The organism is Halochromatium sp. NSM3, from assembly GCF_059621085.1.
The window spans coordinates 69,759-96,017 of the sequence record NZ_JCAQIA010000007.1; the positions used below are offsets into that span (position 1 = coordinate 69,759).

Consider the following 26,259-nt stretch of genomic DNA (forward strand, 5'->3'; position numbering starts at 1 on the left):
ACCGGTCTCCACAAGCCGACTTTTTATTCTGTGGCGAATCTACACCAGTCTGTTGTAAAAATCCAGGCATGTTGCGAATCTGTTGTTGCGTGCAATCGCGAGCAGCACGGGCCGAGAAGCAGCGCCTGTGCTATAACGTCCCCGGCTGAACACGGCTTCGAGGAGACCATGGCAGACCGCAGACTGCAGGTGTTTCACACGGTTGCACGCCTGATGAGCTTCACTAAGGCGGCTGATGCGTTACACATGACGCAGCCGGCGGTGACCTTCCAGGTCCGACAACTGGAGGAGCAATTCAATACGCGACTGTTCGATCGTGGCAGAAACCGCATCAGCCTGACCGATGCCGGCAGCCGCGTGTTCGAGTACGCAGATCGCATCTTCACGCTCTACGCCGAGATGGAGCAGGGCGTGCGAGAACTCACCGGCGAGATCAGCGGCTCGCTGACCATGGGTGCGAGCACGACCATCGCGGAATACATGCTGCCGCCGCTGCTTGGCGACTTCAAAAAGCGTTACCCGGAGATCGCGATCCACCTGAAGGTCTCCAACAGTGAGGGGATCGTGTCTCTGGTCGAGCGCAATGCGATCGATCTTGGCGTGGTCGAATCGCCGGTCGCGAATCGCAACCTGGTGGTCGAGCCCTGTAAGCAGGATGAACTGGTCGCGATCGTCCCGCCGGGCCATGACCTCGCCTTGCTGGGCCCTGTGGCGTGCCGGCGCGTGCTCGACTATCCCTTCATCTGCCGCGAGGAGGGCTCCGGGACGCGCGAGGTGATCAACGATTATCTCGATAGCTTGCGCGGGGGCGCGGGAGCGCTCAAGGTCGCGATGGAGCTTGGGAGTCCCGAGGCGGTCAAGGGTGCGGTCGAAGCGGGCATGGGCGTCTCCATCGTCTCCAAGGCGACGGTTCAGAAGGAGCTGAAACTCGGAACCTTGGTCGCATTACGCCTTGAACCACCGCTGTTTCGGCCGTTTTCCTTCGTGCATCAGAAGCATAAATTCAGGATGCGGGTAATGGAAGAGTTGCTCGAGTTCGCCCGGGCATACTGCAAGGATCGGACGCTGCGCTGATGGCACGACTGATGACACGACCGATCGTCTGACGGATGGTCTAACGCAGGGGCTGACATGATCCCAATGGAACGCACCTCGGCACACGAGCGCCGCATGCTCAAGATTCTGCGCGCGCTCAATGCCCAAGACCGCGCGATGCTGATGGCGTTTGGCGAGTTTCTGCTCGCCGGCGGTGCCACCTTGGGGGCGACGGGTGGCGAGCGCGCGCCTGTCGAGACCCCGCCCAGCGCGCCGCAACATGAGCCGCGCCCGCCGGATGAGAGCGTTGTCGCGGCCATCAAGCGCCTGCGTCGCGTCTATCCGATGCTCGACCCCAGCGCGATGCTGCATGAGACCTCGGCCTTGATGGGCGCGCATGTGTTGCAGGGACGCGCGGCCGGTGAGGTGATCGATGAACTCGAGCGGTTATTTCTAGCGCACTACGAGACCCAGGGTTCCGAGCGCGTCGACGAGCCCCTCTGAATAACGCGCATCGGTTATGTCCATGCACGCCTTGAACCGTTGGCTGAGTCGGTTTTTTTCCGACCCCCAAATCCTGTCTTTGGTCTCCGTACTGCTGGTCCTGTTCGCGATCCTGCTGTTCTTCGGCCGGATGCTGACGCCGGTGCTGGCAAGCATTGTCCTCGCCTATCTTCTCGAGGGACTGGTCGGCGTCCTGGAGCGCCTACGCTGGCCGCGTTGGTTGGCCGTGCTGGTGGTGTTCACGCTCTTCATGCTGTTCGTGATGTCGATGCTGATTGGTGTATTGCCCTCGGTCTCGCGCCAGATTCGTGACCTGTTGCAACAACTACCGAACATGCTCGCCCACGGGCAGCAGGCGCTGATGCAGTTGCCCGAGCGTTACCCGGATCTGATCACCAGTGCTCAGATCGAAGAACTCATTGGCAGTATCCGCCGGGATATCGCCGGACTCGGTCAGCAGTTACTGTCGTTGTCGCTGTCCTCCGTGGTCGGCGTGATCACGCTGTTGGTCTATGTGATCCTGATGCCCTTGCTGGTGTTCTTCTTCCTCAAGGACAAAGCCCTGATCCTGGCCTGGTTCCGACAGTGGCTGCCGCGTCATCGCGCCATCGCGAGCGATATCTGGACGAAGGTGGATCTGCAGATCTCGAACTATGTCCGCGGCAAGGTCTGGGAGATCCTCATCGTCTGGGCGGTGAGCTTTGCCACCTTCTCGTTGTTCGGGCTCAACTATGCCCTCTTGCTCTCGGTGCTGGTTGGGCTCTCGGTGATCATCCCCTACATCGGGGCCTCGATCGTGACGATTCCGGTGGTGCTGATTGCCTGGTTTCAGTGGGGCTGGGGGCCAAGCTTCGTCTGGCTGACCGTCTCCTACGTTGTCATCCAGGCGCTGGATGGCAATGTGCTGGTGCCGGTGCTGTTCTCCGAGGTGGTGGATCTGCATCCGGTTGCCATCATCGTCGCGATCCTCGTCTTTGGCGGCATCTGGGGCTTTTGGGGCGTGTTCTTCGCGATCCCGCTCGCAACCCTGGTGCAGGCGATCTTGAGCGCGTTGCCGCCGCACATCGATGCCGAGCGGGCAAAGGGCGTCTCTCTCGACGCTGGGGTTGGCGAGTAGCCGAGCCGGGCTGAGCTGAGCCGGGCTGAGCTGATCCGAGCAGTTCGCGCTCACGCTCAGTCCAACGTCCACTCGTGCACCGGCTTGCCGGTCGCCTGCAGTGCCAGGTACGCCTCGGTCAATGCCGCCATGTCCGGGCCGTGCTTGGCCACCCAGGCGCGCTGCCAGGTCGCGCCGGTGCGACGGGTGCGGGCCCGCGCCTTGATGACGCCGAGCCAGTCATCGATCTCGCTGTGGTCGATCCCGAGCGCCTCCAGCCCACGGCGCGCCTTGGGCAGCACCCGCTCGAGGATGAGCCGATGGATGGGCATCCGCACTCGACTGTCGTACCAGAGGATCTCGGCCGCCAGCCCATAGCGGGCGGCGAGATAAAAATTGACCCTGGCCTGATTGAACGGCAGTGCCCGCTCTGGCGGCGTGGGCTCGCTCGCCAGAGCATGCACGGCGCCGAAGTAGAGCGCGGCATTGGCGATGTTGTCGATCGTCGAGGGCCCCGCCGCCGCGACTCGATGCTCCATCCGAAGATGGGGCGGTTGAGCGCCGGCCGCATCGGGCTCGAAACCGATCAACGGCCGATTCCAGCGCCAGATGGTGCCGTTGTGCAGACGCAGATGCGCAAGCTGCTCCAAGGGCTCATCCATCAAATGCGGCAATAGCACCGGATAGCGATCGATGTTCGAGCGGAAGCACTCCATGACCGAATGCTCCGCGTAGCGGATGCCGAAGCCGACCCGTTCGCGCAGCGGGCTGTCGCCGACCGAGACCGCTTGCTCGAACAGGGGGATGCGGGTCTCGCACCAGAGTTCACGGCCGAACAGATAGGGCGAATTGGCGCCGATCGCGACCGAGATCGCAGCCAGCAGCTTGGAGGCGTTGAAGACCCGTGCTGACTCGGCGGCGCCGATCTTGAGGTGGATCTGGAACGAGGTGGCCGCCGCTTCAAGCATGACATCGGGCTGCTCGATGGTCACCGGCTGCTCGCCCTCGCCCTCGATCTCGAGCCGGAACGGCGCGCCATCGCGCAGGCGCAGAATCTGCTCATTGAGCGCGCGATAGCGCGGACGCGGGGTCATCTGCGCTGGCACCAGGTGCTCGGGGCGCAGCGTGGGCAGGATGCCGATGGTGCCGACCTGTGCGTCGAGCGTGGCGGCTGCGGTTTGGCAATGCGCAAGGGTTCGCTCGAGTTCAGCGTGGAGTCGGCTCAGCGCCTTGCCGGTGAGGGGCTCCGGGGTGCTGTTCAGCTCCAGGTTGAAGCGCGCCAGCTCGGGGACGATGAGTGGGTCCCTGACTTGCTCGAGGAAGGCGTCGATCACCGGCGCCGGAGCCTGATGGCGGCGATCGATCAAACAGGCCTCTAGCTCGAAGCCGACCGTGCGCTCGCCTTCGCCCTCGGTATCAGCGAAGGCGTCTTTGGCGAACCAGCGCTCGAGCAACGCGGTCTCGGCCTTTAAGCGGGCCTCGAAGGCGCGGAAATCGGCCTTGGTGAACGAACGATCCTCGATATCCTGGCCCATACGCTCTGTTGCCTCCGGTCCGGCGCGAGGCCGCCTGCCGCCACAGTTAGGTGTTCCTTAACATGCGATCGAGCGTCTGTAAACGCTCCGGGGTGCCGATATCGAGCCAGACGCCAGCATGGTGCAGACCGCTGCAGCGCCCAGCCGCCATGGCCTCGCGGAGCAAGGGTGCAAGCGGGAAGGCGCTAGGCGCGCGGTCCGCGAACAGTTGCGGGCGGTAGAGGCCGATGCCGGCGAAGGTCAGCCGGGGACCACCGCCAGCGTCGAATCGCGCGCGTCCAGCGCGGAGCGCGAAATCGCCCTCGGGGTGATGCGGCGGATTATCGACCAGAACGATCTGGGCCAGGTCTTGCGCCTCGAGGCGCAGGCGGCGGTAGTCCAGATCGCACCAGATGTCGCCATTGACCACCAGAAAAGGCTCCGGACCCAATAACGCCAGCGCGCGATGGATGCCGCCGCCGGTCTCGAGCGCTTGCCCCGGACCTTCGGGCGAGTACTGGATCCGCACATCATAGGCGCGGCCGTCGCCCAGCGCCTGCTCGATCTGCTCGCCGAGGTGGGCGTGATTGATGACCAGCTCGGTGATGCCGGCATCGCGTAGGCGCCGAATCTGATGCACGATCAGCGCGCTGCCGCCCACCTCGAGCAGTGGCTTCGGGGTGTGGTCGGTGAGCGGGCGCATGCGGTTGCCGCGCCCGGCGGCCAGGATCATCGCCTTCATCTTGCGGGACTCGATGGCGGAGCCCGCGTCTCGAGCAGCACCGACAGGAACAGGCTGGCGAGCACGAAGGCGAGGAAGAGAAAGAACCCGAGCTGCAGGCTGGTGGCGTTGGTGCTGATCAGGTTGACGGCGCGCTCGCCGCTGCCGCCCGCGCTCCCCCCGCCGCCCAGCGTGGCGAGCTGGCTATCGATGAGCCCATCGAAGCCGAGATAGGCCATAAGGATCGCCACCACCAGCACATCGGCCATCGACCACTTGCCGGAGCGCAGCGCGAAGAACTGGACCAGCGCGCGCTGGCGCAGGCCGCGCGGGTCGCTGTAATAGAGGAAGCCGGCCAGGATCTTGGCGCTCGGGAAGACCAGGCTGAAGAGCACCACTAGCCCCGCGACCAGGATCATATCGACCGCCCCGGTCGCGGTGAGCACACGCACCAGATCGAGGATGCTCTTGCTCTGAAAGTAGAGCACCTGATCGGTGAAGACCACTGGCTCGCCGAGCAGGCTCAGGCTGAACGCATCGATGCGCGCCTCGACCTCGATCATCGGCGTCATCACTCCGGCGCCGAGCAGCACCAGGGTGGCCGCCGTGAGCATCAGCATGGTCTCGGGCGGCAGGAAGCGCGTGCGGCCAGACAGCATCCAGGCCAGGAGGAAAAGCAGACCAACGCAGCCGATTGACCAGAGGGCATAGGTCTGGGCCCGCGCTTGATGCACGCGCGTGACCTCGGTGAGCAGGGCGAGGCAATCGGCCTGGCGCTCGCAGCCGAGGGACTGAGCGATGCGCTGTCGCGGCGCCTGATCGATGCGGCTGAACGTGGTCTCTGCGGCCTGCTCGATCGCCTGCAGCAGAGCGCGTTGGATCTCGCTGCGGGTCTCGGGCCGATCGAGTTCCTCGAGCACCGCCTCGGCATAGAGCGGCACCTGGGCACGGAGCTGGTCGAAGTCGATGAGCCAGTCTTGCGCGCCCTGGCGCAGACTGCCCTGGAGTCGATCGATCCAGTGGTCGCCAGCGGCGTTGTGGCGGCGCAGAACCTGCTCGACCTCGGCCAGCATCCGATCCAGCAACAGCTCGACCTTGCGCTTGATCCGAGGCCGGTTGTCCTCGCCGAACTCGAACGACTGGATGCGTTCGGCAAGGATGACCGAGACCTGCTCGACCCAGACCTCGGCGTTGAACAGCCCGTACTTCACATCCTGGAGTTCGGCGCGCTGCACTTGCCGCTGTTGTAGCGTGCCGAGTTCCAGGATCAGCTGATAGGTCGAGACCGAGGCGCCGATCAGCAGCGCGGCCGAGACCAGCCCGACGATGATCCGGTGGGTCCGAGCGGGCATCAGCCCCGCATCGAGTCGAAGAACTCGTTGTTGGTCTTGGTGGTCTTGAGCTTATCGATCAGGAATTCGATCGCCGCCAGCTCATCCATCGGGTGCAGGATCTTGCGCAGGATCCACATCTTCTGCAGCTCGGCCGCTGGCATCAGTAGCTCCTCGCGGCGAGTGCCGGAACGATTGATGTTGATGGCCGGGAAGATGCGCTTCTCGGAGATGCGCCGATCGAGGTGCAGCTCCATGTTGCCAGTACCCTTGAACTCCTCGTAGATCACATCGTCCATGCGCGAGCCAGTCTCGACCAACGCGGTGGCGAGGATGGTCAGCGAACCGCCTTCCTCGACGTTGCGTGCGGCGCCGAAGAACCGCTTTGGCCGTTGCAGGGCGTTGGCGTCGACACCGCCGGTCAGCACCTTGCCCGAGGAGGGCACCACGGTGTTGTAGGCGCGCGCCAGTCGGGTGATGCTATCGAGCAGGATCACGACATCGCGCTTGTGCTCGACCAGGCGCTTGGCGCGCTCGATGACCATCTCGGCGACCTGCACATGGCGGGTCGCCGGCTCATCGAAGGTCGAGGAGATCACCTCGCCGCGCACCGAGCGGGACATCTCGGTGACTTCCTCTGGGCGCTCATCGATGAGCAGCACGATCAGGAATACCTCGGGATGATTGTGCGCGATCGACTGGGCGATGTTCTGCAGGATCATCGTCTTGCCGGCCTTGGGCGGCGAGACGATCAAGCCGCGCTGGCCCTTGCCGATCGGCGCGATCAGATCGACCGTGCGCGCGGTGAGATCCTCGGTGCTGCCGTTGCCGACCTCGAGCCCGAGCCGCTGCTGGGCGAACAGCGGTGTGAAGTTCTCGAACAGGATCTTGGTCTTGGCGTTCTCGGGCCGGTCGAAGTTGATGTCCCCGACCTTGAGTAGCGCGAAGTAACGCTCGCCGTCCTTGGGCGGGCGGATCTTGCCGGAGATGTTGTCGCCGGTGCGCAGCGAAAAGCGGCGGATCTGGCTCGGCGAGACGTAGATGTCATCGGGGCCGGCGAGGAAGGAAGCGGCCGCCGAGCGCAGGAAGCCAAACCCGTCCGAGAGGATCTCGAGCACGCCGTCGCCGTAGATGTCCTCGCCGCGTTTCGCCTTGGCCTTGAGGATGGCGAAGATCAGATCCTGTTTGCGGGAGCGGCCGACGCCCTCGAGTTCCATCGACTGCGCAAGCTCGACGAGCGCAGGGACGGGCATCTGTTTTAGCTCGGTGAGATTCATGGATGGTCTATTCGACGGCGTTCGGGGGCGCTCCCCGCGCGACGATTGCGACGGGTCGGGCGGGGACGAGGCGGGCTCGTTGACGGTGGGAAGGTCGGAGTCGGTCTGCTGGCCTGGCTCCGTCTCGATGTTGCCGGATCGGTTCTGCGTGTTATTCCCGGGCCGGCGCCGGGGCCGCGTGCGTGGCTGATTCAAAGGTTGCTATCGATGAAGACGGTCAGTTGAGACTTCGAGACCGCGCCGACCTTGATCGCCTCGGCCTCGCCATTCTTGAAGAGGATCAGGGTTGGGATGCCGCGCACATTAAAGCGCTCGGTTACGGCCCGGTTCTCGTCGATATCGATCTTGGCGACCTTAATGCGTCCCTCATACTCCTCGGCAATCTCCTCGAGCACCGGGGCGATCATCTTGCAGGGTGCGCACCAGTTGGCCCAATAGTCGACGAGGACGGGTTGATCGGACTGCAACACCTCCTGCTCGAAGGTGTCGTCGGTCACATGGACGATTCTCTCGCTCACTTCGGTCTCTCTCCAAGTTGGGGGTGTTGGACGCATGTCGACCTTAGGGTTTGGCGCCAACAGGTGATGCCCGTCAAAGGGTGCGGTGTTGATGTCGGTGGTGATGCCAACGGCGAAATAAAGGGAGGGCTCAACCCTGTGCGGCGACGCGCTCTGAATGCTGGTACTTGCCTCAACAGCAAATCCACCCGCCTGCTGGCGGGTCCAGCGGGGCTGCACTGGAAGCCGACTGGGATGATGCTCGTTACCGAAATCGCTCTCGTTTGATGCGCTTAGGTGGCACGTCGAGACGGGATAGGGCGGGCTGGTTGGCTAGCGCAAAAGCCGCCGCCAGCGTTAGGATGCTATTTGAGCGAAAGATATCAAGTTTTGCAAGTCCTCGCTCATCCTGTTTGTCGGCGCGCGCGCCCATCCTCATCCTTATGGTCATCCATGCCCCAGACTCACCTCACCGATACCCGTTTCGATCAGTTTGATCTGCATCCCCGGATTCTCGCTGGCCTCGAGGCCGCTGGGTTCCACTATTGCACGCCGATCCAGGCCGAGACCCTGCCGCTCGCGCTCGCCGGCCAGGACATTGCCGGGCAAGCACAGACCGGCACCGGGAAGACGGCGGCCTTCCTCGTCGTCGCACTTCAACGCTTGCTGCAATCCGAGCTGGCCGCCGCCGAGCTGGCGCCGAGTCCGGAGGCCACGCCCGGGGAGCGCTCCGCGCCGAACAAGCCCCCTCGGCGGCAAGGGCCGCAGGCGCTCATCCTGGCGCCGACCCGCGAACTCGCGGTGCAGATCCACAAGGATGCCCAGCTGCTCGCCGCAGAGACGGGATTCCGGCTCGGCCTCGTCTATGGCGGCACCGCCTATCAGGCCCAGCGCGAGGAGATCGCTGCCGGGGTCGATCTCCTCATCGGCACGCCGGGCCGGCTGATCGATTATCTGAAGCAACGGGTATTCGATCTGCGTCATGTCGAGGTAGTGGTGCTCGATGAGGCCGATCGCATGTTCGATCTCGGCTTCATCAAGGATATCCGCTTCGTGCTGCGGCGTCTGCCGGCGCCGAGCGAGCGTCTCGGCATGCTGTTCTCGGCCACCCTGTCTTATCGGGTCATGGAACTTGCCTACGAGCACATGAATGATCCGAGGATGGTCGAGATCACGCCGGAGCGGGTGACGGCTGATCGCGTGACTCAACAGGGTTATATGGTGGCCAACGATGAAAAGATACCGCTGCTGATCGGGCTGCTGCGCCGGCTCAAGGGCGCGCGCAGCATGGTCTTCGTCAATACCAAGCGCGAGGGCGAGCGGGTCTGGGGGTATCTGGAGGGCAATGGGCTCAAGGCCGCGATGCTCTCTGGCGATGTGCCGCAGAAGAAACGGCTCAGCCTGCTGAGGCAATTCCAGGATGGCGAACTCGCGACCATGGTTGCAACCGATGTGGCCGCGCGCGGTTTGCACATCCCGGGCGTGACTCATGTGATTAACTATGATCTGCCGGATGATGCCGAGGACTATGTGCATCGCATCGGCCGCACCGCGCGCGCCGGCGCCGCCGGCGATGCGATCAGCTTCGTCTGCGAGAGTTATGCGATGGGCTGGCCCGATATCGAGGCCTTCGTCGGCGCGCGTATCCCGATCAGCACCGTGGAGTCCGACCTGCTCGCCGAGGTCGACCCCAAAAGCCGGGTCCGGGTCGAGCGGCGTTCGCGCGATGCTGGACGCGATGGCGGTCTTGACGGCGGGCGCACGCGTGGTCGTGACGGCGCGCGCGGGTCGGGTGCGCGCGGAGGACCAAGGCGCGAGCCACAAGGAGCCGCCAAGCCGGGGCGCAGGCCCAAGCCGAGCGCGCCCTCTGCTGGCGATACCGCCGATGTAACCGCCAGTGCACGATCGCCCGCGCCCAACGCGAGTGCTGCACCGCACGTCTCCGCGAGCGACGCGCCCAAGAAGCGCCGCCGTCGGCGCTCGCGCCGACCGGCGGCGGGCCAGCCCGAACCGACGCCGCAAACCTGAGTCTCACCACCTCACCTTTTGGAGCCGAATTGCAGCGATGTCTGGTCCACGTTTTTCCCGCCCGCTTGTCCCGCTGCCGTCGAATCTCTTCGCGCTGGCGGTGTCGTTGTTCCTGGCCTGGGCCGGCGCGGCACCCGTGAACGGCAGCGAGACGGACGATGTCTATACCTTCGATGACAGCCCGCGCGATGCGCCGTTGCGCTATCCGCCCTGGTTCAATGACCCGTTTCTGGACCTGCGCGCCGATCTCGAGGCGGCGCGCGACGCCGGTAAAGGCCTGATCCTGTACTTCGGCCAGAAGCGCTGCGCCTACTGCCATCAACTCATCGATGTCAATTTCGGCGCCGAGACCGATATCGTCGAGTACACCAAGCGCCATTTCGATGTCACGCCGATCGATATCTGGGGCGTCGCCGAGGTCACTGATCTGCGCGGTCGCGCCCTGACCGAGCGCGATTTCGCCCTGCGCGAGGAGGCCGAGTTCACGCCGACGCTGATCTTCTACAACGCGCAAGGCAACGAGGTCTTGCGCCTGCGCGGTTACTATCCGCCCTATCAGTTCCGCGCCGCGCTGGAGTACGTCGCCGATGAACACTACCTTGAGGAACGGTTCCGGGAGTATCTGGCGCGCGGCAACAATCGCATGGTCTTCGATGCCGCCGATCTGCACGATCAGCCCTTCTTTCAGTCGCCGCCGTTCAATCTCGATCGCAGCCGTGTCCCGGCCGAGCGGCCCCTCGCCGTGTTCTTCGAGCAGGGGGATTGCCATCCTTGCGATGTCCTGCATGGTCAGTCCCTGCAGGATCAGACGATTGCCGAGGGCTTTGCCAGCTTGGACAATGTCCAGCTCGACCTGTGGGCGCCAACGCCGCTCATCACGCCTGCGGGCGAGCGCACCACGGCACACGACTGGGCCTCGGATCTCGAACTCTTCTACGCCCCAGCGGTGATCTTCTTCGACGAGCAGGGCCGTGAGATCCTGCGCGTGGACTCGGTAGTCGGTTTCTATCGGCTCGGCAACGTGCTCAACTATGTCACCAGTCAAGCCTATCGGCAGGAGCCCAGCTATCAGCGCTGGCGCCTGCGCCAGATGCGCTAAGCGCGTGAGCCTCTTAAAGAGCGCGCGGACGGCTGTCAAAGTGCCGTAACCTATCCTGTCCGCGCTTGGGGCATGATCATTGGATGCTAACCCGGTCCCGGGCGCTCGCCGCCTGGACCCCTGGAGATTGTCGTTTATGCAGAGCATTTACATCGCCGGCGCCGGATCGGGCAGCGGCAAATCGGTGGTCGTGTTGGGCTTCATGGAGATGTTGTCGGCGGTCAACCGGCGCGTCGGCTTCTTCCGCCCGGTGATCAGTGGCCCGGTCGAGCAGGACAGCCTGACGAGCTTGATCCGCGATCGCTACGATCTGCCGTTCCCGGCCGAAATGCTCTATGGCTGCACCGCGCAGATGGCCAGCGAGTTGGCTGCCGCCGGGCATTACGATGAGCTGCTGAAGCTGATCCTGAACAAGTTCATGTTGCTCGACGAGCAGTGCGATCTGGTGCTCTGTGCCGGCACCGACTACGACGGTCTGGTGCCCTCGCTGGAATTCGACTTCAATGCCGACCTGGCGAACAACTTCGGCAGCAGCATCGTGGTCGTGGTCAAGGGCTTCCAGCGCAGCTCCGAGGAGGCGCTGCACGCAGTGCACATGGCCCATGAGTCGATGATCAACCGGGGCGGCGACCTGCTGGCAACCGTGGTCAACGGCGTGCATCCGGACTATGTCGATGTGGTCAAGCGCCGCGCGCAAGCGGTGCTGCCGCAAACCGAGACCCTGCATGTGCTGCCCGAGACCGAGGCGCTGAGCAAGCCGACCATCGGCGAGATCCACAAGATGCTCGGCACCGAGCTGGTCTGCGGCGAGAGCGATGCGCTCAATCAGGTGGTCAGCCACTATAAGGTCGCGGCCATGGAGGTGCCGGACTTCCTGAATTATATCGAGGATGGCTGCCTGATCATCACCGCCGGCGATCGCAGCGACATCATCCTCGCCAGCCTGGCCGCCGATGTCGCCGATTCCTTCCCGCGTGTCGCCGGGCTGCTGCTCACCGGCGGGCTGAAGCCGGCCGAGAACGTCCAGCGCCTGCTCTCCGGACTGCGCCGCAGCAAGGTGGCGTTGCTCTGTACCGGGCTCGATACCTTTCGCACGGCGCTGGCGGTGAACAAGGTCGAGTCGGTCATCCTCCCCGGCGATGAGCGCAAGATTGCCGCCGCGCTGGGCGTGTTCGAGAACGCGGTCGATATCAAGGGACTGCAAGAGAGCATCGCCTTGCACGAGTCGGTCCGGGTGAGCCCGCTGATGTTCGAGTACGAGCTGATCCACCGCGCCAAGTCGCAGCGCAAGCGTATCGTGCTGCCCGAGGGGCAGGACGAGCGCATCCTGCGCGCCGCCGAGATTCTCAGCCTGCGCGGCGTCGCCGAGCTGATCCTGCTGGGCAATGCAGACAAGATCCGGCGCCGGGCCGGCGAACTCGGTTTGCAGCTCGAGGGTATCCAGATCATCGACCCGGTCACCTCGCCGAAGCGTTCCGAGTATGCCGCCATCTACCACGGCCTGCGCGCGCACAAGGGGATCTCGGAGCAGATCGCCTTCGACGCGCTCGAGGATGTGAGCTATTTCGGCACCCTGATGGTCTACACCGGCGATGCCGATGGCATGGTCTCGGGCGCGTTGCACACCACGCAGCACACCATCCGGCCGTCGTTCGAGACCATCAAGACCAAGCCCGAGACCAAGCTGGTCTCAAGCGTGTTCTTCATGTGCATGCCGGATCGGGTGCTAGTCTATGGCGATTGTGCGGTGAACCCGAATCCGGACGCCGAACAGCTTGCCGATATCGCCATCACCTCGGCGGGCACCGCCGCCGCCTTTGGCGTCGAGCCTCGCATCGCGATGCTGTCGTATTCCACTGGCTCGTCCGGTAAGGGTGCCGATGTCGAGAAGGTCCGCGAAGCGGTCGCGATCGCGCGCCAGCGCCGTCCCGATCTCAAGCTCGAGGGGCCGATTCAATACGACGCTGCGGTTGATGCCAGCGTCGCGCGCTCAAAGATGCCGGACAGCGAGGTCGCCGGGCAGGCGACGGTGTTCATCTTCCCGGACCTGAATACCGGCAACAACACCTACAAGGCGGTGCAGCGCAGTGCGGGCGCGGTGGCTATTGGTCCGGTGCTGCAGGGGCTGAACAAGCCGGTCAACGACCTCAGTCGCGGCTGTACCGTCACCGATATCGTCAACACGGTCGCCATCACCGCGATCCAAGCGCAGAGCGTCGGAGCGGCCTCATGAAGGTGCTGGTACTCAATTCCGGCAGCTCGTCGATCAAGTTCCAGCTCTTTCGCAGTGATGATTGGAGCGTGCCGGCCGCAGGCTCGGTGACCCGCATCGGCGAGCCAGAGGCCGTCCTGCGCTGCGGTTGGACCGATGCCCAAGGCCGCGCACAGACCCTGGAGGAGTGGGCCGCGATGCCCGACCACCAGCAGGGGTTGCAGCGCATCGCCGGCGCCTTGGCGCGCAGCGGCGCCTTGGCGGACCCGGCCGAGCTGCTGGCGGTCGGGCATCGCGTCGTGCATGGCGGTGAGGCGTTCCATGCGCCTACGGTAGTCGATGACGACATCATCGCGGCGATTCGGCAGGTGATCCCGCTGGCGCCGCTGCACAACCCGGCCAATCTCGATGGCATTCTGGTCGCGCGCGCGCTGTTTCCGAACACCCCGCAGGTCGCGGTCTTCGATACCGCCTTCCATCAGACCATGCCGCGCACCGCCTACCGTTATGCGATCCCGGATTATCTGTATCGCGAGCACGGGGTGCGCCGCTATGGGTTCCACGGCACCTCGCATCATTACGTCGGCCGGCGTGCCGCCGAGCGGCTCGACAAGCCGTTCGAGCAGTGCAACCTGATCACCCTGCATCTGGGCAATGGCGCCAGCGCCACCGCGATCCGCGAGGGCAGCAGCATCGATACCTCGATGGGCATGACCCCGCTCGAGGGCCTGGTGATGGGCACCCGCTGCGGCGACATCGATCCAGCAGTGCCTTTCTATTTGAGCCAGCAACTTGGGCTCGACAATGATCGCTTGGAGGATCTGCTCAATCGCAAGAGCGGGCTGCTCGGTCTCTGTGGCGATAATGACTTGCGCGAGATCCAGCGCCGCGCCGAAGAGGGCGACGAGGCCGCTGAACTGGCGCTCGGCGTCACCGCCCATCGGCTGAAGAAGTACATCGGCGCCTACCTGGCTGAACTCGGTCGGACCGATGCCTTGGTCTTCACCGGCGGCATTGGCGAGAATTCGGCCGAGCTACGCGCGCGGGCCTGCGACGGCCTCGAGAACCTTGGCATTAGGCTCGATGTCGAGGCCAATGCTGCGGCTTCGACCGAGGAGCGGGCGATCTCGAGCCTGGATAGCCCGATCCAGGTCTTGGTGATCCCGACCAATGAAGAGCTGCAGATTGCGCGCGAGGCGCTCGCGGCGGTCAGCTGAGTCGCTGCTTTGGTTAGCGCCGATCAACACGCTCACCGGCTGGCCCGTTATCATTAGATGTCTACTCTTCGATCCATCCCTTTGATCCAGTCGATTGCCGATGAACGATTCCGTTAGCCTGCATCCCACCGGCGCCGCCTTGCTCTTCGACGTCCTGCGGGATCTCGGGGTCGAGGTCATCTTCGGGCATACCGGCGGCGCGGTGATCCCGCTACATGTGGAGCTGAACAAGCGCATGCGCCGTGGCGAACCGGTGCCGCGCTTCGTGCTCTGTCGGCAAGAGGGCGGGGCCGGCCATTCGGCCGAGGGCTATGCGCGCGCGAGCGGGCGCGTCGGGGTCGCGCGCGCCACCGCCCGGCCCGGCGCGCCCCACCTCGCGACGCCCATTTGCGCCCCGCACAAGGGTTCGGTGCCCACCGGCTTCATCACCGGCCAGGTGCCGAGCCACGCGATCGGTAGCGATGCCTTCCAGGAGGTCGATACCGTCGGTTTCACGCGGCCGATCTCCAAGCACAATTACCTGGTGCGCGATGTCAATGATCTCGAGTGGATGCTGCGCGAGGCCTTCGCCTTGGCCCAGCATGGCCGTCCAGGGCCGGTGGTGGTGGATATCTGCAAGGACGTTCAGCTCGCCGCCTGCATGGCGCCGCATCCGGCACGGCGCCGGCATCGCCCGGAGATCCCGTTCGAGGCCGAGCGCGCCGATGCCATCCTCGATGCGCTGAGCACCGCCGAGCGGCCGGTGATCAAGGCCGGCGGCGGCATCATTCATGCCGGCGCTGCGGCGGCCTTGTGTCGTTTCGCCGAGCGCTTCGAGGTGCCGGTCACCACCACCTTCAACGCGCTCGGCGCGGTGCCCTTCGACGCGCCCTATTATCTCGGCATGCCCGGTATGCACGGCAGCGTGCCGGCCAACTATGCGCTGCGCGATGCCGATCTGATCCTGAGCCTGGGCGGGCGCTTTGATGACCGCGTCGCGGTCAAGGACTTCGCCCTGGGCAAGCGCATCGCGCATGTCGATATCGACCCCTCCGAGATCGATAAGACGATCAAGACCGATCTGCATCTGGTCGCCTCGCTGACGACCTTCCTCGATCATGCGCTCGCTAGCACGCGGCACGCGCGCCATCCGCGCTGGCTGGCGCAGGTGGGCGAGTGGCGCCAGCAATTGCCGTTACCTTATGGCAGCGGCGATTACATCAAGCCCCAAGCGGTGGTTGATGCGCTCTCGGAGTTGACCGCCGGCGATGCGACCCTGGTCACCGGCGTCGGTCAACACCAGATGTGGTCGGCCCAGTATTATCGCTTCCAGCGCCCACGGCAGTGGATCAGCTCGGGCGGCCTTGGCACCATGGGCTTCGGGCTGCCGGCGGCGATCGGCGCCTGGTATGGCCGCCCGGATCGACCGGTGGTGCTGATCGATGGCGACGGCAGTTTTCAGATGAACATCCAGGAGCTGGCGACGGTGGTCGCGAACGCGATCCCGCTGAAGATGTTCGTGCTCAACAACAGCTTCCTCGGCATGGTGCGCCAATGGGAAGACATGATGGACGGCGGTCACCACTACGAGACCTGCCTGGCGCGACGCCATGACTGCGATCCGGATTGCATGGCACTCGATCAGACCTGCCGGCGCCAGCTCCCGAACCTGCTCGGGCTCAAGCAGGTCTATCCGCGCCTCGAGACCTTGCGCGTCAAGGAGCCCAAGCGGTTGCGCGAGGTGCTCGAGCAAGCCCTGGCGATGCCCGGCCCGGTGCTGGTCGATGTTTGGGTCGACAAGGCTGAAGACGTGCTGCCGATGGTCTTGCCCGGCGGCCGGTTCGATACGATGATCGAGTCCCCGGCCGTCATCAGCGGATCCTGACGCCGAGGGGTACCGACTCGACTCGCGTTTGCCAGTAGCCTCCTTGTGTCTTTGAGGTTGCTATGCTAGTTGTAATAACAAAAACGACTGAACCATCAAGACCCCCGAGGGGGCCATCGATTGCTTTTGGAGGACCACTGCCCCATGACTGCCTTTTCCCAACTGCACGCACAGAACCACAAGATCACCGAACTCTCGAATGTCTTTCTCTACCTGATCCAAAGTCGGGAGATGTGCGACACCGAGACCACCTGTGATGTCTTCTTCGAGTACACCGGCAAGGTGCGCGAGCATATCGAATTGGTCGACCGCGAACTCTGCGGACGACTGATCTCGTACCCGGATCAATCGGTGAAGAACACCGCGAACCGCTTCCTCTCCGGCTCGACCGAGATCAAGCGCATCTTCAACAAGTACCTGAAAGACTGGTGCTCGGAGCCACATCGCCGGCTGCAGATCCGGGATTACGACGAATTCCTGGCCGAGACCGAGCAGATGTTCCGGTTGGTGCTCGATCGCATCCAGCGTGAGACCGAGCACCTGTACCCGCTGATCCGCAAGCTCGAGGAGAAGGAGAAGGTTGCCGCCTGAACGGCGCGCGCTTGACGCCCCGCAGGGTCAAGCGCGCCACACTGCGTGCGTCCATCACCACCAACAACGGCCGAACTCCTCCTGCAACCATCCTCGCCACCTGCACTTGGGGACCGACGATGCATCGAGCCAAGCTTGACGACAACGCGATTGCAACCTCCTTGCAATCGCTGAACGCCGGCGCGAACACGCCCTGGACCATCGAGGGCGGCAAGCTCCACAAGACCTTCCAGTTCCGTGACTTCAGCGAGGCCTTTGGCTTCATGGCGCGTGCCGCACTCGCGGCCGAGTCGATGGACCATCATCCGGAATGGTTCAACGTCTACAAGACCGTCCGCGTCGATCTGGCCACGCATGCTGTTAGCGGCCTGACTGAATTGGATTTTGAACTCGCCACGCGGATGGAAGCGATTGCGGATTAATCCTCGGCTCTGATCAAAGCGGCGCGGATCTGGGTGCTGCGCGCCGCCGTGGATTGCGTCCGCTTCTTTTAGGACGTACTCGCCAGCCGATGCTCGAAATGACTGAGCAGCCGCGAGCGCAGGTTCTTCTCCTTGTGCTTGGCCGCTGCCGAGAGGCGTTTTTCGGCCACGCCCATCAGGATCTCCTGCGCGCCCTTGGCGTGCTCGTCATCAGGCTGGCGTTGCACATAGCTGCCATCTGGTTGCATCTCCCAGGCCGAGCGCTGATCGGCCAACTGCACATCAAGGATCAGCCGCAGCTCCTGGCGTAACTCTGGGTTCTCGACCGGGGCATGGACTTCGACCCGGCTCTCGAGGTTGCGCCGCATCATATCAGCCGAGCCGATCAAGTATTCCTCGTCACCACCATTGCGGAAGTAGAGGATGCGACCATGCTCGAGGAAGCGCCCGACGATGCTGACCACCCGCGCGTTCTCGCTCAGCCCCGGCAGCCCCGGCCGGAAACGGCAGGTATCGCGCACGATCAGGTCCACCTTCACGCCGGCCCGGCTCGCCTTGTAGAGCGCGCGGGCGATGTCCGCATCCTCGAGCGCGTTCATCTTCATCTGGATCAGGCCGCCGCCGCCTTCCTCGACCGAGCGCTCATGCACCTCGATCTCGCGCTCAATCTTCTCGAGGATGCCGCGCTTGAGGGTATAGGGCGCGGCGAGGATCTTGCGATAGCTGGGCGGCGGCGAGTAGCCGGTGAGATAATTGAACAGCTCGGTCAGATCCTGACCGATGTCCTCGTCGCAGCCGAGCATGCCGAGATCGGTGTAGAGCTTGGCGGTGCCGCCGTGATAGTTGCCGGTGCCGATGTGATAGTAACGGCGCAGTTGTGAGTAGTCGCGCCGCACCACGAAGATCAGCTTGCAATGGGTCTTGAGCCCGAGCACCCCATAGGTGACATGGATACCTTCGCCCTCCAGCCGTCGCGCCCAGCCGATGTTGGCGGCCTCATCGAAGCGCGCCTTCAGCTCCACCATCACCGCGACCTGTTTGCCGTTGCGCGCGGCCTTGATCAGCGCATCGAGGATGGCGCCGCCCGAGGTCCGATACAGGGTCATCTTGATCGCCAGCACCTTGGGGTCCTTGGCGGCGGTGGTCAGGAAGCGCTCGACCGTGGTCGAGAATGACTCGTAGGGATGCTGCAGCAGCAGCGGGCCATTCTCGCGAATGATATGAAAGATATTGCGCCGGTCATTGCCAAGCACGGGATGGTCGCCGGAGCGGTGCGGCTTGTCGTGCAACTCGGGAATTTCCAGGCTCGCGAGTTCGAACAGATCGCGCCGGCCCATCAGTCCGCCGACCTCATAGACATCATCGGCCTCGTTCAACCCCAGCTCGGCGGCGAGCATGCCACGATGCACCGGGTCCATCCCGGTCTGCACTTCAAGGCGGACGATGGGCGCGAAGTGGCGCTCGCGCAGCTCGGTCTCGATCATCTCCAGCAGATCCGAGGCGGCCTCCTCCTCGGGCTCGACGATGGCGTTGCGCGTGACCCGGAATAGCTCGCAACTGACGATCTCCATGCCCGGGAAGAGCATGTCGAGGTTGTGCACGATGAGATCGTCGAGGGTGACGAAGGTGTTGAGCCCGTCGACCTGGATCAGGCGCTTGGAGACATCCTTGCTCACCGGCACCTTCACGCGCGCCATGTAAGTATCGCTGCCGCCGGGGAAGCGCAGTCGCACCAGCAGATTCAGCGCCAGGTTGGAGATGAACGGAAAGGGGTGCGCCGGGTCCATCGCCAATGGCGTGATCATCGGGAAGATGTCGGTGCGGAAATGCTCGCGCAGGCGCTTGCGCACCTCGGCCGATAACGCATGGACCTCGACCAGATGGATGTCTTGTGCCTCGAGCGCGACCATGACCTCGCGGTAGATGCGTTCCTGCTCGGCTTGGATCTCGGCGATCTCGGTGCGACACTCGTCGAGCTGCTGCCTCGGCGTGCGTCCATCGACGGTCTGACTGTGAACCCCGGCGGCGACCTGCTGCTTGAGGCCGCCGATGCGTTTCATGAAGAATTCGTCGAGGTTGTTGCTGACGATGGCGAGGAATTTCACCCGTTCGAGCAGCGGTGTACGTGGGTCGTCCGCCTCGTGTAGCACGCGGCGATTGAAGGCGAGCCAGGTCAGCTCGCGGTTGAGGTACAGTGAGGGGTCGTCCAGGTCGGGCTCCGGGTTGACGAGCGGCGCATCGGTGTCGACCGACTCGATATCGGCCTCGTCGTCCTCGACGATGGGTTGCGCGCTGGCATCGTTCATGAGTGGGCTCCCGATGTGGGCAAGTCGATCAACAGGGCCAAGTATCCTAACAGGGCTTGGCGGCAATGGTTATGTGACTTGGTCTGACTCGATGCTCTGAGATGTCCCCTGCATGCTTTGACACCCTGTACGCGGGCGCCGACGCGCCGCGCGGTGATTTCGTCTTCGACGAGCGCGTTGCGCGGGTCTTCGCCGACATGCTCGCCCGCTCGGTGCCCGGCTTGGCCGAATTGGTGCGCCTGATCGGCCTAATCGGCGCCCGCTTGGCTCAGCCAGGAACGCGCGTCTACGATCTTGGCTGCTCGCTTGGTGCCAGCAGCGCCAGCATCCTGGCCCGGCTGCCGACCAGCCTGGATGACGCATCGATCCGCATCTATGCCGTCGATCGGGCGCCAGCGATGCTCGATGAGCTGAGGCATCGGCTCGACGACGCGATCCGGCGCGGCCGGCTGCAGCCGATCTGCGCCGATCTGGCCGATGTCGCCATCGCCGATGCCAGCCTCGTAGTACTGAACCTGACCCTGCAATTCCTCGCGCCCGAGCAACGCCTGCCGTTGTTGCGACGCATCCGGGCCGGGCTGCGACCGGGCGGGGCGCTGATCCTGGCCGAGAAGGTTGCCTTGAGCGATGATGACGAACTCTTCTCCCAGGTACATGCCGACTTCAAGGCCGCGCAGGGCTACAGCCAGCTCGAGATCGCCCGCAAGCGCGCGGCCTTGGAGCAGGTCCTGATCCCGGACAGCATCCAGACGCATCAGGCGAGGTTGCGGGAGGCCGGCTTCACGCGCATCGAGCCCTTCTTCCAATGTCTAAGCTTCGTTGGTTGGATTGCGCGCTGATGAGCACCGAGCAGGTCCTCACGCAACGCTTCGCGCCCTTCTTCGACGCCTTGCGCGCGACACCGCTCGCCGCCTGGGCTGCGGCCTTGGAGCGCTTGGCCGGAGAACGGCTGCATCCGGCCCGGCATGGCGATCTCAGCGCCTGGGTCGAGGCCCTAGAGCGGCTGCCGGCGTTGCTTCCCGAGCGTGTGATTCTGGATCAGCCCTGCGTCGGGGTGACGAGCGAACAACCGCTGCCGGTGGGGTTGAATACCCAGCTACGGCAGGCGCTGGAGCAGCTGCATCCCTGGCGCAAGGGGCCGTTCTGTCTGCATGGGGTTGAGATCGATGCCGAATGGCGCTCGGACTGGAAATGGGCGCGTCTAGCCGAGGCTATCGCGCCCTTGATCGGGCGCCGGGTACTCGATGTCGGTTGTGGCAATGGCTACTACGGCTTTCGCGCGCTGGGTGCCGGCGCCGATTTGGTGCTCGGTATCGATCCGACGCTGCGTTTCGTGCTGCAGTTCCTCGCCCTCAACCAACTCATCGGCACCGAACGGCTGGCCGTGCTGCCGCTCGCCGACGATGATCTACCGAGCCTCTGCAACGCGGCTGCGGGCGGTTTCGATACCCTGTTCTCGATGGGCGTGCTTTATCACCGACGTGATCCAGCCCAACACTTGGCCCGCTTGCGCGACTGTCTTCGCCCGGGTGGAGAGCTGGTCCTCGAGACGCTCGTGATCGATCGCCCCGAGCGATCACATCACGAGACCCTGAGACCGGCCGGGCGCTATGCCCGGATGCGCAACGTCCACGCAATCCCAAGCGTCGAGACCCTAGTGGACTGGATCGCGGCGGCGGGTTACCGCGAGATTCGGTTGGTCGACCTGTCCCGCACGACCACTGAAGAGCAGCGCGCAACGCCTTGGATGCGCTTTCAGTCCCTGGCCGATTTTCTCGATCCGAACGATCCGAGTCTCACCATCGAGGGCTATCCAGCTCCCGTGCGCGCGTTGCTGCTCGCCGAGCGCGAGTACTGAGCGTTGTCATCGTCCGACTCCTGCTTCTCCCTTCACTCTTCCAACTTCTAACTGTCACGAATTCCTCCACAAGCGCGCTGTCCAATCTCGACTCGCTCATTGTGACCGCCCCCTTCGGCGCCCATGTGCTGCGCTTCGTCGTTGCCATTGACCCGGCTCGCCACGACACTAAGCCAAGCCCCACCCTGTTAGTTTGTCTTGAGAGCCCCGCGTGAGACGCCTTTTCAAAGTTTTGCTGCCCGTCCTCATCCTCGCCATTGGTTTCGGTGCTTTCCGCATGCTGACGTCGACCAAGCCCGAGCAGGCTTCGCCGACGGTGCAAGAGCGGGTCTGGCGGGTCGAAGTCGAACCCGTCGAGCGAATCACCGCCTCACCACAGCTCGAACTTTACGGCCGGGTCGAGACCCCGGATCTGCTGCGCGCGGCCGCTTCGGCATCGGCCTGGGTGGCCGAGGTGCGGGTCCAGGATGGGGATGTCGTCGCCGAAGGCGAGGTGTTGCTGCGCCTCGACGAGCGTGATTTTCGTCCCCGTATCGCGCAGGTCGAAGCCGAGATTGCCGATCTCGAGGCGCAGATCGCCAGCGAGAAGAACCGCGCCGAGACCGATCGCCTCGCGCTCGAACAAGAGCAGCGCCTGCTGCAACTGGCGCGGGACGCGGTCGCGCGTCAGCAGCGTTTGAAGACGCAGCAGGTCGGCGCCGAGCAAGCGCTGGATGACGCCAAGCGCACCGAGGCGCAACAGCAACTGGTGGTCAGCAACCGTGAAATGGCGATTGCCGATCATCCGAGCCGGCTGCGTGGGCTCGAGGCGCGGCTCGCCAGCGCCAAGGCGAGACGGGCGGAGCTGCAACTTGAACTCGAGCGCGCGACGATCCGCGCGCCCTATGAAGGGATCGTCACCGGCGTCGAGGTGACCGAGGGCGATCAGGTCAGCAAGGGCGAGGTGCTGGTGCGCCTCTATGCCACCGAGAGCCTGGAGGTTCGGGCGCGGGTTCCAGCGCCCTATCAGGACGAGCTGATCGCGGCGGCCACTCAGGGAATCGCACTGACGGCGAGCGCGATGATCGGCGGCAAATCCCTGACATTGCGCTTCGACCGGTTAGCGGGGGAGGCCGATCCAAGCGGTGTCGACGCCCTGTTCGAGGTCGAGGGTGATCCGGGCCTGGTGCGCTTCGGGCAGCTGTTGAGCGTGACGCTCGAGCGACCGCTGCGTGAGGCACTGGTCGAGGTCCCGTTCCGCGCCGTCTACGGCAGTGGCCGCCTCTATGTGGTGGAGGATGGGCGCATGCGTGGGATCGATGTCGAGCCTCTGGGCACCCGACTCGGCGCAAGTGGCGAGGAGCGGCTATTGGTGCGTTCCGATGAACTCGAGCCCGGGGATGCGCTGGTGACCACCCACATGCCGAATGCGATCGAGGGGCTTAGGGTTGAGATCATCGGCGATGAGGCTGCCGATCCCGATTTTGCCGATGCTGCGGCAAGCGTTGCCGGCGATGCCGCTGGAGAGACTGGGCGATGAGCAGGCTCGAGCAGCATCGCACCGACATCATCGGCCTGTTCGCCCATCACAAGGTTGCCGCCAACCTACTGATGGTCATCATGCTGCTGACCGGCGCCTTCGCGCTGGATCGGCTCAATGTGCAATTCTTCCCGACCTTCGAGCTGGATATCGTCTCGGTGCGCGTGGTCTGGTCCGGCGCCAGCGCCGAGGATATCGAAGACGGCATCACCGACCCACTCGAGCAGCGACTGCGCACCGTCGACGGCCTCGACAAGATGACCTCGACCTCGAGTCAGGGCATCTCATCGATCACGCTCGAATTCGACGAGGGTATCGACCCTCTGTTGGCCCTGGACGAAGTCCGCCGAGCGGTGGATGAGTTCCGCAACTTTCCCCAGGACGCGGAGAAACCGGAGGTCTCGCTGGCGACGCGCTATGAGCAGGTCGCGCGGCTGCTGATCACCGGGCTCCAGGATCGCGCCGAGATGCGCCAGCTCGCCCGCCGCTTCGAGACCGAGCTGCTCGAGCGCGGTCTGGATCAGGTGCAGATCAATGGCCTCCCGCAGGAGGAGATCCGCATCCAGGTCGATAACGACGAACTCGAGCAGCTTGGGGTCGGCCTGCGCGAAGTCGGCCAGCGCGTCGGCGACTTCAGCCTGGATCTGCCCGCCGGCTCGATTGGCCGCGATGAAGGCTCGCGCGAGCTGCGCAGCCTCGATAAGCGCCGCGAGGCCCTGGGCTTCGAGCAGATCCCGATCCGCGCCGACCAGCAGCTGCGCGTCGAACTCGGCGATGTGGCCAAGATCGAGCGCGTGCCGCAGGATCGCTCGGTGTTGCTCTCGATCGATGGCCGGCCCGCGATCGAGATGGTGCTACAACGCAGCGAGCGCGGCGACACCCTGGAGGCGGCGCGCGTCTTCAGTCAATGGCTGGAAGAGGCGCGCCAGACCCTGCCGCCCGGCATCGAGATCAGCGTCTACGATGCCTCCTGGGAACTGGTGCGCGATCGCATCATGCTGCTGGTCACCAACGGCCTTGGCGGGCTGGTGCTGGTGGTGGCGATCCTCTACCTGTTCCTGACTGGCCGCGTCGCGTTCTGGGTCGCCTGGGGGATTCCGGTCTCCTTTGCCGCCACGCTGTTTATCCTCTACCTCGTCGGTGGCAGCATCAATATGATCAGCCTGTTCGCGCTGATCATGGCGCTCGGCATCATCGTCGACGATGCCATCGTCGTCGGCGAGGACGCGATGGCGCATTACCAGAAAGGCGAAGACCCCTTGCTCGCGGCCGAGGGCGGCGCGCGGCGCATGCTGGCGCCAGTCATCGCCTCATCGCTGACCACCATCGCCGCCTTCCTGCCGCTGATCCTGGTCGGCGGGCGCATCGGCAATATCCTTGGCACCATCCCCATCGTGATCATCTGCGTGATCCTGGCCTCATTGGTCGAGAGCTTCCTGGTGTTGCCGGGGCATCTGCGCAATGCCTTCGTGCATACGCACAAGATCAAGCCGAATTCGCTGCGCGCGCGTCTCGACCGGGGCTTCGAGTGGCTTCGCGACCGTGCCTTCCGGCCGCTGGTGATCGTCGCCGTGCGCCAGCGCTTCGCGACCGTCGCCAGCGCCATTGCGATGCTGACCATCGCAGTCGGCCTGCTTGCGGGCGGGCGACTCGGATTCGTCTTCTTCCCGACGCCCGAGCCGCAAATCATCAACGCCAATGTGACCTTCGCCGCCGGCACGCCGCGCACGCGCGTCGACCGGTTCCTGGCGCACCTGGAGGAGACGCTGACCGAGACCGAGCAGGCCCTTGACCAAGGCCAGCTGACCAACGTCGTCCTCGCCTTTCACGGCTCCAAGAGCGGCGCTGGGAGTGGTGCTGCGGCCGATCAGCTTGGCTCGCTGCAGATCGAGCTGGTCGAGCCCGACCTGCGCAACGTGCGCAATAACGAGCTGATTCGCGCCTGGCGTGAGCGTATCCAGATGCCGGCGGGGTTGGAGTCCCTGAACATCACCGCCCGCCGGGTCGGCCCGCCTGGCCGGGATCTGACGATCCGGTTGACGGGCGCCTCGGCAGAACAGCTCAAGACCGCAGCCCTGGCCCTGTCCGAGACCATCTCCGGCATCGACGGCGTGCTCGAGGTCGATGACGACATGGCCTATGGGCGCGAGCAGTTGATCTATCGGCTCACACCGGTTGGCGAGGCGCTGGGCCTCACCGTGTCCGATCTCGGGCGCCAGCTGCGTACCGCCTTTGATGGCCAACTGGTGCAGATCCTTCAGGATGGCGCGGATGAAGTCGAGGTCCGGGTCATGCTGCCCTCGGCCGAGCGTGGCACCTTGGCCAGTCTGTATCGACTCAATGTGCGCACGCCGGCTGGCGATTCGGTGCCGTTGACGGCGGTCGCGGATTGGGACTCGCGGCGTGGCTTCGAGGTCTTGCGCCATGCCGATGGCAAGCTCGCGATCGAGGTCACGGCCGATGTGGATGCCAATGTGACCACCGTCGGTGAGGTGATCGCGGGCCTCGAGGACGGCACCCTGGCGCAGCTACAACGCGACTACGGCATCGACTATTCGTTCGAGGGCCGCTCGGCCGATCAGCGCGACACCCTCTCTGATATGCGCAAGGGATTGATGCTAGGGCTGGTCCTGATCTACTTGATCCTGGCCTGGGTGTTTTCCTCTTACGGCTGGCCGCTGGTGGTGATGGCGGTGATCCCGTTCGGCCTCACCGGCGCCTTGTTCGGGCATTGGTTCATGGGCATCGATCTGACCATCCTGTCGCTGTTCGGGATGTTTGGCCTTTCCGGTATCGTCGTCAACGACTCGATCATCCTGGTCAGCTTCTATCAACAACTGCGCGGCGAGGGCCTGTCGGTCGAGCAAGCGCTGATCGATGCGGCCAGCCAGCGCCTGCGCGCCGTGCTGCTGACCTCGCTGACCACCATCGCCGGCCTCATGCCGCTGCTGTTCGAGACCTCGTACCAAGCGCAGTTCCTGATCCCAATGGCCACTTCGATCGCCTTCGGCCTCGGCTTCGCGACGCTGTTGATCCTGTTGGTGATCCCAGCGCTGCTGTCGCTGCACGAAAGCGCGCATGGGCGGCTGCAGCGGTGGTTTGGTCGTGGGTCTAGCCTGCCGACGCCGCCGTCTGCGTCGCCAGAATCAGGATAGACTGTTGCGCTGA

20 protein-coding genes are annotated in these 26,259 nt (G+C 64.3%); 14 read left to right on the forward strand and 6 right to left on the reverse strand.

Features of this window, described 5'->3' with window-relative positions:
* Positions 1-168: 168 nt before the first annotated feature.
* The 3 genes from AC54T3_RS04945 (at position 169) to AC54T3_RS04955 (ending at position 2,656) form a co-directional block, all read left to right on the forward strand.
* The gene (locus AC54T3_RS04945; RefSeq protein WP_496622826.1) at positions 169-1,074 is read left to right on the forward strand and encodes a LysR family transcriptional regulator; all 906 of its coding nucleotides are present in this window, start codon (positions 169-171) and stop codon (positions 1,072-1,074) included.
* Between the two features lie 96 nt (positions 1,075-1,170).
* Positions 1,171-1,539 carry a hypothetical protein gene (locus AC54T3_RS04950; RefSeq protein ID WP_496622828.1) on the forward strand — a complete coding sequence of 123 codons (369 nt, stop codon included), beginning with the start codon at positions 1,171-1,173 and terminating at the stop codon, positions 1,537-1,539.
* A 22-nt stretch (positions 1,540-1,561) separates the two neighbouring features.
* Positions 1,562-2,656 carry an AI-2E family transporter gene (locus AC54T3_RS04955; protein WP_496622829.1) on the forward strand — a complete coding sequence of 365 codons (1,095 nt, stop codon included), beginning with the start codon at positions 1,562-1,564 and terminating at the stop codon, positions 2,654-2,656.
* A gap of 56 nt (positions 2,657-2,712) precedes the next feature.
* Here the strand turns inward: AC54T3_RS04955 and AC54T3_RS04960 are convergent, their stop codons facing one another.
* The 5 genes from AC54T3_RS04960 to trxA form a co-directional block, all read right to left on the reverse strand.
* Complete coding sequence (locus AC54T3_RS04960; RefSeq protein WP_496622831.1) at positions 2,713-4,170, reverse strand: glutamate-cysteine ligase family protein; 1,458 nt, start codon at positions 4,168-4,170, stop codon at positions 2,713-2,715.
* Positions 4,171-4,216: 46 nt separating this feature from the next.
* The gene (gene murU, locus AC54T3_RS04965) at positions 4,217-4,891 is read right to left on the reverse strand and encodes an N-acetylmuramate alpha-1-phosphate uridylyltransferase MurU (RefSeq protein WP_496622833.1); all 675 of its coding nucleotides are present in this window, start codon (positions 4,889-4,891) and stop codon (positions 4,217-4,219) included.
* Positions 4,888-6,222 carry a paraquat-inducible protein A gene (locus AC54T3_RS04970; RefSeq protein WP_496622835.1) on the reverse strand — a complete coding sequence of 445 codons (1,335 nt, stop codon included), beginning with the start codon at positions 6,220-6,222 and terminating at the stop codon, positions 4,888-4,890. Before AC54T3_RS04970 ends, murU begins: the two co-directional genes overlap by 4 nt.
* Entirely contained in the window at positions 6,222-7,478 is a 1,257-nt protein-coding gene (gene rho / locus AC54T3_RS04975; protein WP_496622837.1) for a transcription termination factor Rho, read from the reverse strand. Before rho ends, AC54T3_RS04970 begins: the two co-directional genes overlap by 1 nt.
* Before the next feature lie 191 nt (positions 7,479-7,669).
* Entirely contained in the window at positions 7,670-7,996 is a 327-nt protein-coding gene (gene trxA, locus AC54T3_RS04980; RefSeq protein ID WP_496622838.1) for a thioredoxin TrxA, read from the reverse strand.
* Between the two features lie 432 nt (positions 7,997-8,428).
* Here trxA and AC54T3_RS04985 point away from each other — a divergent pair, with 432 nt between their 5' ends.
* From AC54T3_RS04985 to AC54T3_RS05015, 7 genes are all read left to right on the forward strand, one after another.
* Positions 8,429-10,003 carry a DEAD/DEAH box helicase gene (locus tag AC54T3_RS04985; protein ID WP_496622840.1) on the forward strand — a complete coding sequence of 525 codons (1,575 nt, stop codon included), beginning with the start codon at positions 8,429-8,431 and terminating at the stop codon, positions 10,001-10,003.
* 37 nt (positions 10,004-10,040) lie between these two features.
* Positions 10,041-11,102, forward strand: coding sequence for a thioredoxin family protein (locus AC54T3_RS04990; RefSeq protein ID WP_496622842.1), 1,062 nt, complete (start codon positions 10,041-10,043; stop codon positions 11,100-11,102).
* 136 nt (positions 11,103-11,238) lie between these two features.
* Positions 11,239-13,335 (forward strand): phosphate acetyltransferase, encoded by a 2,097-nt coding sequence (pta, locus tag AC54T3_RS04995; RefSeq protein ID WP_496622844.1) that lies wholly within the window; start codon positions 11,239-11,241, stop codon positions 13,333-13,335.
* The gene (locus tag AC54T3_RS05000) at positions 13,332-14,531 is read left to right on the forward strand and encodes an acetate/propionate family kinase (protein WP_496622845.1); all 1,200 of its coding nucleotides are present in this window, start codon (positions 13,332-13,334) and stop codon (positions 14,529-14,531) included. Before pta ends, AC54T3_RS05000 begins: the two co-directional genes overlap by 4 nt.
* A 100-nt stretch (positions 14,532-14,631) precedes the next feature.
* On the forward strand, positions 14,632-16,395 hold the full coding sequence (ilvB, locus tag AC54T3_RS05005; RefSeq protein ID WP_496622847.1) for a biosynthetic-type acetolactate synthase large subunit: 1,764 nt from the start codon (positions 14,632-14,634) through the stop codon (positions 16,393-16,395).
* 144 nt (positions 16,396-16,539) lie between these two features.
* A complete protein-coding gene (locus AC54T3_RS05010) occupies positions 16,540-16,986 on the forward strand; it encodes a hypothetical protein (RefSeq protein ID WP_496622848.1) in 447 nt (148 codons plus the stop codon).
* A gap of 119 nt (positions 16,987-17,105) precedes the next feature.
* The gene (locus tag AC54T3_RS05015) at positions 17,106-17,408 is read left to right on the forward strand and encodes a 4a-hydroxytetrahydrobiopterin dehydratase (protein ID WP_496622849.1); all 303 of its coding nucleotides are present in this window, start codon (positions 17,106-17,108) and stop codon (positions 17,406-17,408) included.
* 68 nt (positions 17,409-17,476) lie between these two features.
* Here AC54T3_RS05015 and ppk1 read toward each other — a convergent pair whose 3' ends face one another.
* A complete protein-coding gene (gene ppk1 / locus AC54T3_RS05020) occupies positions 17,477-19,714 on the reverse strand; it encodes a polyphosphate kinase 1 (RefSeq protein WP_496622850.1) in 2,238 nt (745 codons plus the stop codon).
* Positions 19,715-19,815: 101 nt separating this feature from the next.
* Between ppk1 and cmoA the strand changes: the two genes are divergently transcribed.
* The 4 genes from cmoA (at position 19,816) to AC54T3_RS05040 (ending at position 26,246) form a co-directional block, all read left to right on the forward strand.
* On the forward strand, positions 19,816-20,553 hold the full coding sequence (cmoA, locus tag AC54T3_RS05025; protein ID WP_496622852.1) for a carboxy-S-adenosyl-L-methionine synthase CmoA: 738 nt from the start codon (positions 19,816-19,818) through the stop codon (positions 20,551-20,553).
* Positions 20,520-21,572, forward strand: coding sequence for a tRNA 5-methoxyuridine(34)/uridine 5-oxyacetic acid(34) synthase CmoB (cmoB, locus tag AC54T3_RS05030; RefSeq protein WP_496622854.1), 1,053 nt, complete (start codon positions 20,520-20,522; stop codon positions 21,570-21,572). The genes cmoA and cmoB overlap by 34 nt, the downstream gene beginning before the upstream one ends.
* Before the next feature lie 277 nt (positions 21,573-21,849).
* Positions 21,850-23,091: an efflux RND transporter periplasmic adaptor subunit gene (locus AC54T3_RS05035; RefSeq protein WP_496622856.1), complete on the forward strand. Its 1,242-nt coding sequence runs from the start codon at positions 21,850-21,852 to the stop codon at positions 23,089-23,091.
* Positions 23,088-26,246 (forward strand): efflux RND transporter permease subunit, encoded by a 3,159-nt coding sequence (locus tag AC54T3_RS05040; RefSeq protein ID WP_496622858.1) that lies wholly within the window; start codon positions 23,088-23,090, stop codon positions 26,244-26,246. The genes AC54T3_RS05035 and AC54T3_RS05040 overlap by 4 nt, the downstream gene beginning before the upstream one ends.
* The last annotated feature ends 13 nt before the right edge of the window (positions 26,247-26,259 follow it).

Coding starts and splice junctions, on each gene's coding strand:
- AC54T3_RS04945 (WP_496622826.1), top strand. CDS start 169: ATGGCAGACCGCAGACTGCAGGTGTTTCACACGGTTGCACGCCTGATG.
- AC54T3_RS04950 (WP_496622828.1), top strand. CDS start 1,171: ATGCTCAAGATTCTGCGCGCGCTCAATGCCCAAGACCGCGCGATGCTG.
- AC54T3_RS04955 (WP_496622829.1), top strand. CDS start 1,562: ATGCACGCCTTGAACCGTTGGCTGAGTCGGTTTTTTTCCGACCCCCAA.
- AC54T3_RS04960 (WP_496622831.1), bottom strand. CDS start 4,170: ATGGGCCAGGATATCGAGGATCGTTCGTTCACCAAGGCCGATTTCCGC.
- murU (WP_496622833.1), bottom strand. CDS start 4,891: ATGAAGGCGATGATCCTGGCCGCCGGGCGCGGCAACCGCATGCGCCCG.
- AC54T3_RS04970 (WP_496622835.1), bottom strand. CDS start 6,222: ATGCCCGCTCGGACCCACCGGATCATCGTCGGGCTGGTCTCGGCCGCG.
- rho (WP_496622837.1), bottom strand. CDS start 7,478: ATGAATCTCACCGAGCTAAAACAGATGCCCGTCCCTGCGCTCGTCGAG.
- AC54T3_RS04985 (WP_496622840.1), top strand. CDS start 8,429: ATGCCCCAGACTCACCTCACCGATACCCGTTTCGATCAGTTTGATCTG.
- AC54T3_RS04990 (WP_496622842.1), top strand. CDS start 10,041: ATGTCTGGTCCACGTTTTTCCCGCCCGCTTGTCCCGCTGCCGTCGAAT.
- pta (WP_496622844.1), top strand. CDS start 11,239: ATGCAGAGCATTTACATCGCCGGCGCCGGATCGGGCAGCGGCAAATCG.
- AC54T3_RS05000 (WP_496622845.1), top strand. CDS start 13,332: ATGAAGGTGCTGGTACTCAATTCCGGCAGCTCGTCGATCAAGTTCCAG.
- ilvB (WP_496622847.1), top strand. CDS start 14,632: ATGAACGATTCCGTTAGCCTGCATCCCACCGGCGCCGCCTTGCTCTTC.
- AC54T3_RS05010 (WP_496622848.1), top strand. CDS start 16,540: ATGACTGCCTTTTCCCAACTGCACGCACAGAACCACAAGATCACCGAA.
- AC54T3_RS05015 (WP_496622849.1), top strand. CDS start 17,106: ATGCATCGAGCCAAGCTTGACGACAACGCGATTGCAACCTCCTTGCAA.
- ppk1 (WP_496622850.1), bottom strand. CDS start 19,714: ATGAACGATGCCAGCGCGCAACCCATCGTCGAGGACGACGAGGCCGAT.
- cmoA (WP_496622852.1), top strand. CDS start 19,816: ATGTCCCCTGCATGCTTTGACACCCTGTACGCGGGCGCCGACGCGCCG.
- cmoB (WP_496622854.1), top strand. CDS start 20,520: ATGTCTAAGCTTCGTTGGTTGGATTGCGCGCTGATGAGCACCGAGCAG.
- AC54T3_RS05035 (WP_496622856.1), top strand. CDS start 21,850: ATGCTGACGTCGACCAAGCCCGAGCAGGCTTCGCCGACGGTGCAAGAG.
- AC54T3_RS05040 (WP_496622858.1), top strand. CDS start 23,088: ATGAGCAGGCTCGAGCAGCATCGCACCGACATCATCGGCCTGTTCGCC.